Source organism: Allosediminivita pacifica, assembly GCF_003054175.1.
In the GTDB taxonomy this organism is placed as follows: Bacteria; Pseudomonadota; Alphaproteobacteria; order Rhodobacterales; family Rhodobacteraceae; genus Allosediminivita; species Allosediminivita pacifica.
Genome location: NZ_QBKN01000030.1, coordinates 12,280 through 27,424, shown reverse-complemented (window position 1 = coordinate 27,424; position 15,145 = coordinate 12,280). Strand labels below are relative to the sequence as shown.

Annotated in this window: 13 protein-coding genes; 4 read left to right on the top strand and 9 right to left on the bottom strand. The window is 62.3% G+C overall.

Translation table 11 applies throughout. From position 1 onward, the window contains the following. The first annotated feature begins 175 nt into the window (after positions 1-175). Entirely contained in the window at positions 176-1,516 is a 1,341-nt protein-coding gene (locus C8N44_RS18975) for an SAM-dependent methyltransferase (protein WP_107978341.1), read from the top strand. Further along, positions 1,513-2,556, top strand: coding sequence for a type II glyceraldehyde-3-phosphate dehydrogenase (locus C8N44_RS18970; RefSeq protein WP_107978340.1), 1,044 nt, complete (start codon positions 1,513-1,515; stop codon positions 2,554-2,556). The genes C8N44_RS18975 and C8N44_RS18970 overlap by 4 nt, the downstream gene beginning before the upstream one ends. Positions 2,557-2,599: 43 nt before the next feature. On the opposite strand, the gene C8N44_RS18965 is transcribed toward C8N44_RS18970, so the two are convergent. The 6 genes from C8N44_RS18965 to C8N44_RS18940 all read right to left on the bottom strand — a co-directional run bounded on the left by C8N44_RS18965 (position 2,600) and on the right by C8N44_RS18940 (position 10,345). Next, positions 2,600-3,370 (bottom strand): SDR family NAD(P)-dependent oxidoreductase, encoded by a 771-nt coding sequence (locus C8N44_RS18965; RefSeq protein ID WP_107978339.1) that lies wholly within the window; start codon positions 3,368-3,370, stop codon positions 2,600-2,602. Between the two features lie 18 nt (positions 3,371-3,388). Then, positions 3,389-4,300 carry a carbamate kinase gene (gene arcC, locus C8N44_RS18960; RefSeq protein WP_093037220.1) on the bottom strand — a complete coding sequence of 304 codons (912 nt, stop codon included), beginning with the start codon at positions 4,298-4,300 and terminating at the stop codon, positions 3,389-3,391. Positions 4,301-4,304: 4 nt separating this feature from the next. Then, complete coding sequence (gene argF / locus C8N44_RS18955; RefSeq protein ID WP_107978338.1) at positions 4,305-5,306, bottom strand: ornithine carbamoyltransferase; 1,002 nt, start codon at positions 5,304-5,306, stop codon at positions 4,305-4,307. 24 nt (positions 5,307-5,330) lie between these two features. After that, on the bottom strand, positions 5,331-6,509 hold the full coding sequence (locus C8N44_RS18950; protein WP_244641130.1) for an arginine deiminase: 1,179 nt from the start codon (positions 6,507-6,509) through the stop codon (positions 5,331-5,333). A 74-nt stretch (positions 6,510-6,583) separates the two neighbouring features. After that, a complete protein-coding gene (locus C8N44_RS18945; RefSeq protein WP_107978336.1) occupies positions 6,584-8,032 on the bottom strand; it encodes a YfcC family protein in 1,449 nt (482 codons plus the stop codon). 15 nt (positions 8,033-8,047) lie between these two features. Then, positions 8,048-10,345, bottom strand: a complete 2,298-nt coding sequence (locus C8N44_RS18940; protein WP_244641129.1) for a heavy metal translocating P-type ATPase — start codon at positions 10,343-10,345, stop codon at positions 8,048-8,050. A 367-nt stretch (positions 10,346-10,712) separates the two neighbouring features. Between C8N44_RS18940 and C8N44_RS18935 the strand changes: the two genes are divergently transcribed. Together C8N44_RS18935 and C8N44_RS18925 are read left to right on the top strand one after the other, a co-directional pair. Continuing rightward, entirely contained in the window at positions 10,713-11,618 is a 906-nt protein-coding gene (locus C8N44_RS18935) for a patatin-like phospholipase family protein (RefSeq protein ID WP_107978334.1), read from the top strand. A gap of 454 nt (positions 11,619-12,072) precedes the next feature. Further along, positions 12,073-12,759, top strand: coding sequence for a DUF6629 family protein (locus C8N44_RS18925; RefSeq protein WP_107978333.1), 687 nt, complete (start codon positions 12,073-12,075; stop codon positions 12,757-12,759). A gap of 57 nt (positions 12,760-12,816) precedes the next feature. Here C8N44_RS18925 and C8N44_RS18920 read toward each other — a convergent pair whose 3' ends face one another. The 3 genes from C8N44_RS18920 to C8N44_RS18910 form a co-directional block, all read right to left on the bottom strand. Continuing rightward, positions 12,817-13,380: an RNA polymerase sigma factor gene (locus C8N44_RS18920; protein ID WP_107978332.1), complete on the bottom strand. Its 564-nt coding sequence runs from the start codon at positions 13,378-13,380 to the stop codon at positions 12,817-12,819. A 31-nt stretch (positions 13,381-13,411) separates the two neighbouring features. After that, positions 13,412-14,335 carry a prolipoprotein diacylglyceryl transferase gene (gene lgt / locus C8N44_RS18915; protein WP_107978331.1) on the bottom strand — a complete coding sequence of 308 codons (924 nt, stop codon included), beginning with the start codon at positions 14,333-14,335 and terminating at the stop codon, positions 13,412-13,414. Positions 14,336-14,431: 96 nt separating this feature from the next. After that, positions 14,432-15,118, bottom strand: a complete 687-nt coding sequence (locus C8N44_RS18910) for a TVP38/TMEM64 family protein (RefSeq protein WP_107978330.1) — start codon at positions 15,116-15,118, stop codon at positions 14,432-14,434. Positions 15,119-15,145 lie beyond the last annotated feature (27 nt).

The following is a 15,145-nucleotide window of genomic DNA, read 5'->3' as shown; positions in this document are numbered from 1 at the left end:
AGCGAGGACACGCCGATCCGTCTTCCAAATGTTTCGCCTGCACACACCAGTCCAGCGCCGGGCACCGGGTCGGCAGCCGTCGCTCTGTAATGAACCTTGTCGTCTTCCGTCTGTTTTACCTGAAAGCGGCCGTTGACGCCGCCTTTGGACGAAAAGTGAGACGGAGCAAGCGATCATGTCCAATAGCGAAACCTCTCATGACGAACGCTTCGAACAATACGGCGGCCGATTTGCGCCAGGACGTTTCTCGCCGGGACGCGCGGCCATGTGGCTGCTCGCCAAAGCGCTGCGCCGCCTCGTTCAAAACGGACGCCTCACCATTTACGATCCCTGCGGCGAGACGTGGCATTTTGGTCCCGGCGGCGAACCCGCCGTTTCTGCGCGTTTGACCGACAGGGCGCTGCCTGCGAAACTGCTTGCGAACCCCAGCCTCGCGCTTGGCGAGGCCTATATGGACGGGACGCTGCGCATCGAGGCGGGCAGCCTGCGCGACCTTCTCTCGATTTGCACGTCCGACATGGATACCATCGACGCGTTGCCCGGCATGCGCTTGATCGGCTTGCTGGACGCGTTCATGGCGCGCAGGCTACATCACAATCCGATCAGCCGGTCCCATGCGAACGTGGCACATCACTACGACATTTCGACCGAACTCTATGACCTCTTTCTCGATGCGGACCGGCAATACTCCTGCGCCTACTTCGCGACTGGCGACGAAACCCTCGACGAGGCCCAGGCCCTCAAGAAAAGGCATATCGCGGCAAAGCTGCTGCTGCGGCCCGGGCTGGAGGTTCTCGATATCGGCTCGGGCTGGGGCGGGCTGGCGATGGAGCTTGCTCAGAAACACGCGGCCCGGGTCACGGGCCTGAGCCTCTCGACCGAACAGATCGCCGCCGCCCGCGACCGTGCCGCGCGATCCGGCTTGTCGGATCGGGTCGCCTTCGAACGGCGCGACTACCGTCAAGAGCGGGGCCAGTATGACCGCGTTGTGTCGGTTGGCATGTTCGAGCATGTGGGCCGCAGCGGGTTCGATGCGTTTTTCGGAACGCTCCAGCGGGTTCTCAAGGCCGATGGCGTGGGCTTGTTGCACGCAATCGGCACGAAGGCGCCCAAAGGTGGCAGCGATCCGTGGATCCGGAAGTACATCTTCCCCGGCGGCTATCTGCCAACTCTGTCCGAAACCATCGCGGCAGCAGAGCGGTCGGGGATGTGGGTCACGGATGTCGAGGTCCTGCGCTTGCATTACGCCGAAACACTGCGCCACTGGTCCGAACGCTTCGCCGCAGAACGTGAGACCGCGCGAACGCTCTACGACGAACGGTTCTGCCGCATGTGGGAGTTCTACCTGGCTGTCTGCGAAACGGCGTTCCGGAATGGACGGTTGATGGTCTTCCAGATCCAGCTTGCCAAGCAGCGCGAGACCGTTCCGCTGACCCGGAATTACATCGCCGAAACCGAGGCATGTCAGATCGCCGGGAATATACCGCCCGATACAAACACTGGGAGAGCATCATGACAGACGAAAAACAGATCAGAGTGGCCGTGAACGGATACGGCGTGATCGGCAAACGGGTGGCAGACGCGGTTGCCGTACAGAAGGACATGGAGTTGGTCGGCGTGGCGGATGTCGTCGCCGACTGGCGGGCCCGCATGGCGATCTCGAAGGGCTTCGCGCTTTACGCGGCCGATCCGGATCGCGCCCCGGCCATGCGCGCAGGCGGTCTCGTCGTGACCGGAGGGCTCGACGACCTGCTCGCCTCTGCCGACATCGTGGTGGACTGCACACCGAAAAAAGTCGCCGTGCGCAACGTCGAAACCTACCGCGAAAGAGGTATCCGGTTCATCGTTCATGGCGGCGAAAAGCACGAAGTGACCGGCCATTCCTTCGTCGCCGAAGCGAACTATGCAAGCACGATTGGGCGGGACAGTACCCGCGTCGTGTCCTGCAACACGACCTCGATCGTCCGCACCCTCACAGCGCTGAAAGATGCAGGGCTTTTGGGCTCAGCGCGCGGAACGCTTCTGCGGCGCGCCACAGACCCGTGGGAAAGCCATCTGGGCGGAATCATGAACACGCTTGTCCCCGAACCCGAGATTCCCAGCCATCAGGGCCCGGATGCACAAAGCGTCGACCCCGATCTCGATGTGATCACGATGGCCGTGAAGGTGCCGCAGACCCTTGCCCATCTGCACTACTGGTCGGTCAGGATGCCGCGCAAGGCCTCCAAGGACGAGGTGCTGGAAGCGTTCCGCGCCTCCTCCCGCATCGCGTTGATCCGGATGGCGGACGGGCTGGGCGCCCTTAACGCGGTCAAGGAGATGATGGCGGACTTCGGACGCCCCAACGACAGCCTCTACGAGGTGGCCCTGTGGGAAGACATGCTGAAGGTCGAGGGCGACGAGCTGTTCTATGCCTACATGGTCGATAACCAGGCCATCGTGATCCCCGAAACCATCGACGCGATCCGCGCCCTGACGGAAGCCGAGCGCGACGGATCGGTATCGATTGCGCGCACGAACGCGGCGCTTGAGGTCGGGACATTTACGGCGACCTGACAGCCCCCAGCAACAGGATCCAGACCTTTGCGGGCAGGACCGATCAGCCAGCCGCCATGCCCCCGTCGACGGGATATTGCGCTCCGGTGATGAATGCGGAATCATCGGAAGCGAGGAACAGGACCAGATTGGCGATGTCGAGGCTTTCGCCGTATCGACCCAGCGGGATCGTTTCGGCAAGCTGTTGCTTCACCTCGTCGCCACGGCCGGGATTGAACCCTTCCTCCAGCGACCGCATCATCCGCGTGTTGACCGGCGAGGGATGCACGGAGTTGACGCGCACGTTGTGCCTTGCGACCTCTATCGCGGCGGCGCGCGTCAAACCGACGACGGCATGTTTCGACGTGATGTAAGGTGCGACGTTCGGGCTGCCCTTGAGGCCCGCAATCGACGACATGTTGATCACGCTGCCGCATTTCTGCCCAGTCATCACCGGCAGGACATGCTGCAACCCAAGAAACGCGCCGCGCACATTGACCGCCATCACGCGGTCGAAATCCTCGATCTTCTGGTCGGCCAGCGGCGCGACCTTGCCTTCGATTCCGGCATTGTTGAAGAACACGTCGATGCGGCCGAACGTCTCGAGGGTCTGCGCGACGTATCTCTTGCAATCCTCGACCGAGGAGACGTCGGCTGCGATTGTCAGCAGGCCGTCCGGACTGCCCAGATCCCGCGCAGCATCCGACAGGTCGTCATCGTGGAGGTCCACAAGCGTGACCCTGGCGCCCTCACTCAAGAAGAGCCGGGCGGTTTCCAGACCGATACCCGCCGCGCCCCCGGTGATCAGGGCGACTTTATCTTTCAGACGTTTCATGGTTCGTCCTCCTTGGTTTCAGGTGTTTGCAATCATCGTCCCTGCGCGGCCCTCCAGCATGGCAAGCGCATCCTCGAGGCGGCCCACGGAGGCGAAGCGGTCGCGCCCCGAGACGAATGTCGCGGCGGCTGCCACCTTCGGTGCCATCGACCCGTCGGGCAGGTCAAGACGCGCTGCGTCCTCGGGTGACATTTGCCTTATCGCCGCCTGTGTATCAGTGCCGAAATCGCGGAACACGGCCGCCACATCAGTCAACAGCAGCAACGCGTCAGCACCGAGCTTGTGCGCCAGCAGAGCGGTGGCGTGATCCTTGTCGATCACCGCCTCGATTCCAATCAACGAACCGTCCGGCCGCCGCACGACCGGAATGCCGCCGCCGCCGGCGCAGATCAGCGTGACGTCATGACTGAGCAGCAGTTGCAACACCTTCAGGTCGGGAATGTCACTGGGCATCGGCGAAGGCACCACGCGCCGCCAATGCGCACCATCGGCGGCAATGCTCCAGCCGCGCGCTTCAGCAAGCCGCTCGGCTTCCGCCTTGTCATAGACCGGTCCGATGAACTTGGTCGGACGGTCAAAGGCAGGATCCCTGGGATCGACCTCGATCTGGGTCAAAAGCGTGGCGACCGCGCGGTCGTGACCGAGTGCATTTTCGAGCGCCTGTTCGATCATGTAGCCGATCATGCCATCGGTCTCGGCGCCCAGCACGTCGAGGGGAAACGACTCGTCGGGCTTGTAGGCCGCGCCCTGCAGCGCAAGCAGGCCGATCTGCGGGCCATTGCCGTGGGTGATGACCAGCTTGTGTCCGGCGCGGATGATCTGCGCCAGCGCATCTGCCGCACCGGCGACGTTGGTCCGCTGCGCCTCGGCGGTCAGCGGCTCTCCCCTGCGCAACAGGGCATTGCCCCCCAAGGCTGCGACAACCAGCATGGCGCTAAGATCCCAGCGTGGCGACGAGTACCGCCTTGATCGTGTGCAGCCGGTTCTCGGCCTGATCGAACACGATCGAGGCCGGGCTTTCGAACACCTCTTCCGTCACCTCCATCGCGGTGATGCCGAAAAGCTCGGCGATCTCGGCGCCGGTTTCGGTATCGGCGTTATGGAATGCGGGCAGGCAGTGCATGAACCTGGTGCGCGGATTGCCGGTCTTTGCCATGACCTCCGCATTGACCTGATAGGGCAAGAGCAGCTTGATGCGGTCCTCCCATTTGTCCTTGGACTCGCCCATCGACACCCACACATCGGTATATATGAAGTCGACTCCCTTGACGGCGGCGTCGATATCCTCGGTGATCGTGATCCGCGCACCGGTCTCCTCTGCAATGGCCTGCGCCTCGTCGCGGATCGCCTGCGTCGGCCAGCAGGCTTCAGGCGCACACAGACGCACATCCATGCCCATCTTGGCCCCTCCTATCAGCAGGCTGTCGCCCATGTTGTTATGGGCATCACCCAGGAAAGCGTAAGAGATCTGGCGCAGCGGCTTGTCGGAGTGTTCCTGCATGGTCAGGAAATCGGCAAGGATCTGCGTCGGGTGGAATTCGTCCGTCAGGCCGTTATAGACGGGCACGCCCGCGTATTTCGCCAATGTCTCGACAATGGGCTGGCCGAAGCCGCGGTACTCGATCGCGTCATAGACCCGGCCCAGCACGCGGGCGGTATCCTTGACCGTTTCCTTCTTGCCCAGATGCGAACCGGAGGGGCCGAGGTAACTGACATGCGCGCCCTGGTCATGGGCGGCCACCTCGAACCCGACGCGGGTGCGGGTGCTGTCCTTTTCGAAGATCAACGCGATCTCCTTGCCGGTCAGGCGCGGGACTTCGGTGCCCGCATATTTGGCCGTCTTCAGGTCGGCGGAAAGCTTCAGCAGAAAGCCGATTTCCTGCGGGGTGAATTCGCGCAGCGTCAGGAAATGGCGGTTTCTAAGGTTGTAGGACATGGGGTTTCCTTGTCGTCGAAGGGTTCAGATGGCGTCGCGGATCGTCGGGCAACTCATGCAGTGGCTGCCGCCGCGGCCGCGGCCCAGTTCGGCGCCGGGGATGGCCAGCACCTCGATCCCGGCCTCCTTGAGTGCGGCGTTGGTATCGTCGTTGCGGTCATAGCCGATGACGACGCCGGGGCGCAGCGCCAGCACGTTGTTGCCGTCGTTCCACTGTTCGCGCGATTGCTCGGCCGCGTCGGCCCCGCCGGTGGGCACCAGATGCAGTTTCTTGTAGCCTAGGATCTCCGCCGTGATCTCGAACAGGTGGCGGGCGTCGTGACGGATATCGAGCGCCGCCTTGCCGGCACCAGGGCGCAGGTCATAGCAGGTAATGGCATCCGCCACCTCCTTGAACGTGGTCACTACATCGCCGCCGCAATGGGTGAAAACGGTGTCCAGATGCATCGCTGCGCGCGAACTTGGCATCTGGCAGGCGATGACGCGCGTCACGTCGCCACCCTCGAACAACGCCTCAGCCAGCTGGCCCACCGCCTGAGGGGTCGAGCGTTCGCCCATGCCGACCATGACGACGCCATGGCCGATCGGCATGATGTCCCCACCTTCGAGCGTTGCCGTTCCGAATTCCCGCGCCGGATCGCCGAACCAGACCCGCGCCTGCCCCGCGAACGTCGGGTGAAACCGATAGACCGCCGCCATCAGCAGCGTTTCGGGCCGCCGCGCGGCGAAATGCATTGGATTCAGGCTGACGCCGCCATAGACCCAAGCCGAATTGTCACGGGTAAAGATGAAGTTCGGCAGCGGCGGCAGCACGAAACCATGCAGGCCAAGGTAGCTGCCAAACATGCCGGAAGGCGTGAATGGCAGATCGTCCACCCTGATACCGCCCACAAGAAATCTCGCAAGATCGGTTCCGGGCAGGGCTTCCATCCAGCCGCGCAGATCATCCCGCATCCCGACGCCCACGTCATTGCGGGTAATACGGTGGTCGAGAACCCAGGCGCGCGCGTCGGAAATGTCCAGCGTCTCGCTCAGCAGCGCCATCGCATCCAACACCTCGACCCCTTCGCCGCGCATGATATCGGCAAAGACGGCGTGATCCTTGATCGCCTGCTTGACCCAGAACACATCGTCGAACAGCAGATCCTCGCGATTGTCCGGCGTCAGGCGGCGATGCGCCAGGCCGGGGGGCGATACGATCACCTGCCGCAATGTGCCGACTTCGGAATGAACGCCCAATTTCGGTTCAGACATCTGGAATGCCTCCTTCTTTCTAATCAGAGAATGGCGGCCAGGCTGATCCCGGCCGAGATGAAGACGACGAGGATCAGCAGCAGGGGCCAGACGAAGACGACCCAGCGGTCGAACGACACGCGCCCGATGGCCAGACCGCCGATCACAACCGCAGAGGTGGGCGTGATCAGATTCACGAGCCCGCTCGCCGATTGATAGGCCGTCACCACGAGATCACGGCCAACCCCCGCGAAATCCCCCAACGGGGCAAGGATCGGCATCGACAGGACGGCCAGGCCGGACGACGACGGCACGAGAAAGCTCATCCCGATCTCAATCCAGAGCATCAGGTTGATGAACGCGACTTCCGGCAGGCCACCGAGGGTATCGGCGGCACTATTCAGGATCGTGTCGGCAATCAGGCCCTGCTCCATGATCACCACGATGCCGCGCGCCAGACCGATCACCAGCGCAACCCCCAGCAGATCCTTCGCCCCGTCAACAAAGGCGGTCGTCAGGTTCTTTTCGCCCATCCGCGCGACCAGCCCGACCACGATGGCCATGCCGAAGAAGAGCGCGCCCATCCGAGCCATCCACCAGCCCTGGCTGGAGACACCCCAGATCATCACGACGAATGTCGCGAAAAACAGGATCAGGACCAGCTTCTGAGTTCCGCTCAGCTTCGGCTCCTCGAACGTTGCATCCGTCTCGTTCAGAAAAAACTGCCGGTCGCTGTCGCGTTGCGCGGCGACGACGGACCGGGCCGGGTCGGCCTTGACCTTCGAGGCATAGCGCATGACGTAGGCCACGCAGATCGCGAGGCCGCCCAGCAGAAGGACCAGCCGCAGCGCGATACCGTCGGTGAACGGGATACCCGCCGCGTTCGACGCGATCACCGTGGCGAAGGGGTTGATCGTCGATCCCAGCGTGCCGATCCCGGCACCGATCAGGATGATTGCCACGCCGGTCACCGAATCGTAGCCGGCCGCGATCACCACCGGGATCAGCAGCGCATAGAAGGCCAGCGTTTCCTCGGCCATGCCATAGGTCGTCCCGCCCAGGGCAAAGAGCGACATCAAGATCGGGATCATCCATATCTCTCGCCCCTTCAGGCGCACCATCGCGGTCTGGATGCCGGTGTCGATAGCCTTGGTAGCGTTCACGACACCTAGAAACCCGCCGAGCAGCAGGACGAACAACGCCACGTCGATGGCATTGGCGGCATAGCTATCGGGATCGTAGAACCCGGCGACCGGTGCCAGCATGACATCGACGAAGCCCTGCGGGTTGGGCTCGACCGTCTGATAGGTGCCCGGCACCGCGATCTCGCGCCCGACCTCTTCGTTCATGGCGCGTTCATATTGACCCGCCGGTATGATCCAGGTCAGCGCCGCGACGACAATGATCAGCCCGAACACGATGGAATAGGCGGTCGGAAACCGCGCCGCCAGGCCCTGCCCGTCCGGTGTTTTGGTCGATGATGTGTCGGCCATTTCAAGTCCCCTCTTTCAGTGCGATTTCTGTGGGTGTGACGCGTGAATCGGAATCGGGCCTGCCTGCGCATCGCCCTGACCGCCGCCGCTGGCGGGGCCGCTCTTGCCCGCGCCAAGGCCTTCCAGCCGGGTGCGTTTCAAAAGCAGTGCGTTGACCGCGACCAGGGCCGAGCTGCCCGACATGGCAATCGCCGCGACTGCCGGGCTGATGATCAGCGGGTAAAACACTCCTGCTGCTATCGGGAAGGCGATCACGTTGTAAGCCACCGCCCAGAACAGGTTCTGGTGCATCTTGCGCAGAGTGGCGCGCGAAAGCTCGATGGCCCCCACGATATCGTAGGGGTCGCTTTTCATCAGCACGACGTCGGCGCTTTCCATCGCCACGTCGGTGCCCGCGCCGATGGCAAATCCGACATCGGCCTGGGTCAACGCGGGCGCGTCGTTGACACCGTCACCGACCATGCCGACCTTCTTGCCCTGGGCCTGAAGCTCTTTGACCTTCTCGGCCTTCTGGCCCGGAAGAACATCTGCCAGCACAATGTCGATGCCCAGCTCGCCCGCGATCCGCCGTGCGGTACCTTCGTTGTCGCCGGTCAGCATCGCCACCTCGACGCCGCGTTCGCGCAGCTTGGCCACGGCGGCCTTGGCGCTCGGACGCGGCGCATCGGCAATAGCGATCAGGCCCAGCATCCGGCCCGCCCGGGCCACATGGACGACCGTTCGGCCCTCGCCCTTCAGGCGTTCGGCCTCGGCGGTCAGAGCGCCGATGTCGATGCCCTCCTCGTCCATCAGTCGCCGGTTGCCGACCAGCACGGTCTTGCCTGCGACCTCGGCGCGTGCGCCGCGACCTTCGAGATTGAGAAACCCGGCCATCTGCGGCACGTCGAGATCCCCGGCGCGTTCGACGATGGCCAGGGCCAGCGGGTGATCGGAACCGCGATCTACGGCAGCGGCAGCCCGAAGCGGGTCATCTTCCACGCTGCCCTCGGCGGGAACGACCTCGACGACGCGAGGCTGACCCATCGTCAGCGTGCCGGTCTTGTCGAACACAATCACGTCAAGCTTGGTCGCGTCTTCCAGCGCACCGGCGTTCTTGAACAGGATGCCGTGCTGCGCACCTAGCCCGGTGCCAACCATCACCGCCATCGGCGTGGCAAGCCCCAGCGCATCGGGACAGGCGATCACGAAAACGGTGATCGTCAGCGTTAGCGCGAAGAGAAGCGGCTCGCCGATCCACCAGAACCACACCGCGAAGGTCGCAAGCCCGATCACGATGGCGATCAGGACCAACCATTGCGACGCGCGGTCGGCCAGAAGCTGGGCAGGGGCCTTGGAGTTCTGCGCCTCCTGCACCAGCTTGACGATCTGTGCCAGCGCGGTATCGGCACCGACCTTGGTGGCGCGGTAGCGGAAACTGCCGCTCTTGTTGATCGTGGCGCCGATCACGGTGTCGCCCACGGCCTTGTCCACCGGCATCGACTCGCCTGTCAGCATGGATTCGTCGACCAGCGACGTGCCTTCGACGACCTCGCCGTCCACGGGGATCTTGTTGCCGGGCCTGATCAGCACAATCTCGCCCTGCAGCACCTCGGAGGTGGGCACCTCGACCTCCTGCCCGTCGCGGATAACGGTCGCCATCGGCGGCGCAAGATCGAGAAGCGCCCGGATCGCGGCCGAGGCTCCTGCGCGCGCACGCATCTCAAGCCAGTGCCCCAGCAGGATGAATACCAGCAGCACCGCCACGGCTTCGTAGAACTGCACGCCAGGAAAGAAGAAGGTCGAGCCGACGCTGAACACATAGCCGGTGCCGACCGACAGCACGACCAGCACCGCCATGTTCAGGATACCGTTGCGCAGCGCCCGCCAGGCGGCGACGAAGAACGGCCAGCTTGGCCAGATGATCGCGGCACTGCCGAGGAAGAACAGCCACAGGTCCAGCCTCAGCCCGAAAGGCGGCGTGGGCGGCGTGAACATGCCCCCCATCGGCGAATAGATGAAGATCGGGATGGCGAAGAGCAGCGCCACCCAGAATCGGTTCCGCATGTCGCGGACCATGTCGGCCATGTCCATGCCGCCGCCGTGGCCCATCTCGTGCGCCATCGCGTCATGGCCGGCAGGGGCCTTTCCGCCATGCGCGGGCTCGCCTTCATGGCCCGTGTGATCAGGCTGGCAGACATGGTTGGGAACCCGCTCGCCTGAGCAGTGGAATCCACAAGACTCCACCGTCTTGCGCAAGGTTTCCTCGCCCGCAGCCGTCTCGTCGTATTGGACCGTCACGCTTGCCGATGCCGGGTTCGCTTCGGCTCGGTGCACTCCGTCGAGGGCCGATAAATGACGTTCGACCGCGAGGTGATCGAGTTCCTCGAACAGAGCCCGCGGACTTCAAGGGTCAGTGTTCTCAATTTTGGCTCCTGTCGATTTTTCCTTGCGATCGGAAACGACCGTTTGGTGGATAGACGTTGCAAGCGGGCGATCGTTACAGAGGCGACTGAAAACATGCGGCCAAGACGGGTGGTGCATTCAACAGCCTCCGTCGGGGCAACGCGGTGTGCCAAAACCCACCGGGCCGTAATTATCACGGTCGTGTAGCGTCAAAGACATCGCGGGGCGTGGACCGATAAAAGGCCGTTGCACAGTTTCTGACACTCCTCGGAGAAAACCGGAAAGCGGAGGCTGGACAATGACGGGACAGGTACAACCAGGAGGCAAGACTCACAAATCTTTCGCCCTTGTGTTCAGTGGCGGCGGCGCCAGGGGTCTCTCTCATGCGGGTGTGTTACGCGCGCTTATCTCCCGAGGCTTTGTGCCGAGCGCAATCGTGGGGGTATCCATGGGTGCGGTTGCGGGCGCCACCTACGCCCTGAATGACAATTGGTTCGACGCACTGGTAGACATGGATACCAGCGGGTTTCCGGCAACTCCGGACTTTCGCCTACCCGGTCTGGTCGCAAGAATGAGGGGGCTTCGTACCGCTTTGCTTGCCGCTCGCGACATGTATTTTGGCTGGGGGGTTGGCGCGCCTACCGAGTCATGGGGCCGCAGCGTCCTGTCTGGCCTGACGCAGGGCAAAAACCTGGAAGATGGCCGCATCCCGGTGTTCGTCTGCGCAACCGACATGCTGACCGGTACACGTGTGGTCTTTGGCAAGGGGCGTGCCACGGATTACGTCTATGCCAGCGCGGCGCTTGCCGGGATATTGCCGCCCTTGGTCGATGGACCGCATGTGCTGATGGACGGGGCCTATGCCGACATAGCGCCGGTCGATGTTGCAAGGGCAACAGGCGCAGAGGTCGTGATCGCGGTGGACCCAAGTCAGCGCGAAAACGCGGTTGGCCCGAAAAACGGCATGCAGGCGATGCTGCGATCCATAGAAGTCTGCCAGTATGAACATGCACGGCTGCGGTTCGATCAGGCGGATCTGGTGATACGACCCGATTTCGGGCGCTCGATCGGCACACTGGAATTCGGGCTCAAACGTCGCTGCATCGCTGCCGGGGCCGTTGCCACGCGCCGCACATATGCAGAAATCGCGGAGTTGCTTGATCCCGGGCAGCCTAAGCGGCCGGCCGACCCGCTTGCGGGTTGAAAAGCCAGATCACTGCTTTGACGCGAACGGCGCGAACTGCCCTCTGCGTCAATTGGGAATTACCTTCGCAAACAGCCCCATCAGCGCCGTGACCAGCGCGGTCGCACAAAGCACGACCAACAGCCATCGCTGGCACGGGAATGCCAATCACCGCCGGCCACGGATAGCGTGTCTCGATTACCGCGCCGAACAGCAGCACCTTGCCAACAAATCCGAACGGCGGTGGAATCCCGGTGAGCGAGAGCGGGAACGCGACCATTGCAACTCCGCAGTCCTAGATGCAGCCTCTTGGTCAGACCGGCCTGTCGGGGCGACACTGAACAGCGTCTCCAAGTCGTACTCGCAGGATGGTCAGTGGCACAGACGGCGACTAGGATAAATCTAAGAATCTGTTACGTGGTATCGGTTTGGGCGACGGACGTTTTCAAACTGAAAGAAACGGAGAGAAGTTTCCATGTGCCTATCCGCCCAGGTCAGCTTTGCCGCCAGCGTGTTCCTTGTCGGCGGCGGGACTGCCATTTCGATTTTGGCCTTGCAGCGCAACAAACGCTACTTGCCGCTTGCCCTGATGCCGCTTTTCGCCGGCCTTCAGCAATTCACGGAGGGTTTTGTCTGGGTCGGCATGAACGGAAATGATCCCCTGACGGTTTTATGGGGGGCCATGGGGTTCATCTTTTTCACTTGGTTTATCTGGCCAATCTGGGTGCCGTTCTCGGTCTACGTACTCGAGCCGGACGAGAGTTCCCGCAAGAGGCTGTTCCTGCTGCTGGCCCTGATCGGGCTGATTTTCGGTCTATTGCTTTACATCCCGCACGGGCTCGACAGCAGCATGGTCGTGGTCGAGATCAACAATCAGTCGCTGGCCTATGAAAAATCCATGTGGCTTGATTTCATGATGCCGCGCTGGTTGACCAACACGATCTACGTGACCCTTATCACCTTGCCCCCGGCACTGTCGCATTACAAGCATGTGCGCCATTTCGCCCTGACGCTGGTGGCGGTCATCGTGGTCGACATCGCCTTCCTGCAATACGCCTACATATCATTTTTCTGCCTGCTGGCGGGTCTGGCAACACTGCATCTGGTTTACATCATCCTTACCAACAAATGCGCCCGCGAATGCCCTGAACTGTTCGCCTGATCCCGTCGTATAGCTTTCCGTGTCGCAGTTTGATGGACTTACGGGATCGCTTCGTCGCTAGACAGGGCAGTGGCAATCATCGGGGTCCTCCAGGCAGCAGGCTCCGCAATGGTGTTGGATCACCTCACGCAAAGCAGCGCGTGCTCTGTGCAGTCGAACGGCAAGGGCGTTGCGGTTCAAGCCCATATCGGCGGCCATCATTCCCCGATCCTCTTCACCGAAATCAATCCGCCGGATCAATTTGGCATCAATGGGACGAAGCTCGGTAAGCAGCCTGCTCGGGCAAGTGCATGGCCGCGCCATCTGCACTGGCGCATCGGCAACCAACTCTTGCGGTTCTCGTGCGACAGCCACGGCCAGCCGGCTGTGCCGTGTGGTCTTGCGGTAATGATCGTTCATGGTGGACCGCAGGATCGCGTATAACCAGGCATCCATCCGCTCGACGTCGCGCAGCTGATCCTTGCGCGTCAGGACGCGGATGCAGAACTCCTGCAGGACATCCTCGGCGTCGGCGCGGTTGCGAAGCCGTTTCACGAGAAACCCCAAAAACGCCCCCCGCCCGTCCAGCAATGCACGCTGGATCGATGTTTCACTGTTTTTTTCTTCTATATAGCCGTTCATTCGAGTTCCTCCTTTTCGTGGCTCCTTTCGATCACGCAACCGTATTCGGCTTCTGGTCGGCTGCGCCTCCGGAGCGTCTGAACGCGTACAGAATCAGAGCCAGTCCGGTCAGGATCATCGGTGCGGAAAGCACTTGACCCATCGTTAACCCCCATTCGCCGAAATGGAGCGCATGACCGATCGGATTTTCAGTGGTCACGAACTGCATGTCCGGCTGCCGGAACAGCTCCACGAAGCTCCTGGCAGAGCCGTACCCGATCAGAAATGCGCCGGTCAGGGCGCCGGGGGTCTTAAGCCAGCCGCGGTGCCAGGCGAGATAGAGTAGGAGCGTACCGAGCAGCAGCCCTTCCAGAAGCGCCTCGTAGAGCTGCGAAGGATGGCGGGCGCAGAGGCTGGTAATGCCTTCGCAGGCTTGCGCCGCATCGCCCGGGAAGATCACCGCCCATGGAACATCCGTCGGTCGACCCCAAAGCTCGTTGTTGGTGAAATTCGCAAGCCGCCCCAGAAACAGTCCCGGTGGGGTTGCCAGCGCAAGCAGGTCAGCGGTGCTGAGCATGGGCGCATTCTGGCGCAGACAGAATGCCAGCGTGGCGATCGCAACACCTGCGAAACCGCCGTGGAAAGACATGCCGCCCTGCCATACCTTGAGGATTTCCAGGGGGTTGGCCAGGTAGTAGTCGGGCTGATAAAATAGCACGAAGCCCACGCGTCCGCCGACGATCACGCCCAGGATGATCCATGTCAGGAGGTTCTCGATCTGCTGGCGATCAAGTGGCGGCCTGGCCGATGGCCAGAGTGCCGAGCGACGAACAGCCGCCAGGCAGATGCGCCATCCGATGAGGATGCCGACGATATAGGCAAGCGCGTACCAGCGCAGCGCGAACGTGAAACTGCCGATCTCGATCGAGAACAGATCGGTGCCGATGTCTGGAAATTGTATCGCCGCGGTCAGCATGGATGCGCCCTTTGTCTTTTTCGTTGAACCCGAAAACCGAAATGCCAATGGCGATTGTTCCATGGCGGCGGCGTTTGACGATGAAGTGAGTATTGATCAGTCATGGGGCAACCCACGTCTTTGCCAGTCTCTGATACTAATGATGACAAGCGGCGTCAGGGTCAGTGCGCCCAGCCCGATTGCGGCCCAGGCAGCACGGGTAGTGTCTCCGCTGACGACTTCGCTCCCAAAATGCGCGAGCACGAAACTGGCGGGAATGATCCCGGCCAGGGTGGCCAGTCCGAAGCGCCAGAATTGCAGCCGGCTGAGCCCCGCGGCATAGCTGACGATATCGAATGAAACGAATGGCAGCAGCCGGCTGACAAAAACTGTGAGTGTCAGTACGTTCTGAGAGCCGAGCCAGCCAGCATCGACCCTATCACCGAACCATTGTCGCAACACGTCCCGACCCAAGAACCGGGCGAGCCCGAAGGCTGCAAGAGCGCCGAGTTCGGCGCCGAGAACGACGTAGACTGTTCCGAGGGTGTGGCCGTAAGCGGCGCCCGCAGCCAACGCGATGGGTGCACTTGGGATCGGCGTGGCCACGATTGCTGTCGTCATCAGTCCAACGATCACAATTGGACCCCAGATGCCTGCAGCCATGACCCACGTAGATATCCTGTCGCCGTTCAGAGCGGTCAGGGTGTCGGATAAGGGTCCGAAGGCAAGGGCTAGCAAGACGACCGCAAAGGCCAGCGCGACGGCGGCCTTGAGGGTAGGTGGTATGGTATGGTCGCGGTTCATCTGCGCCTCATGTCAGGTTAGCGGCAA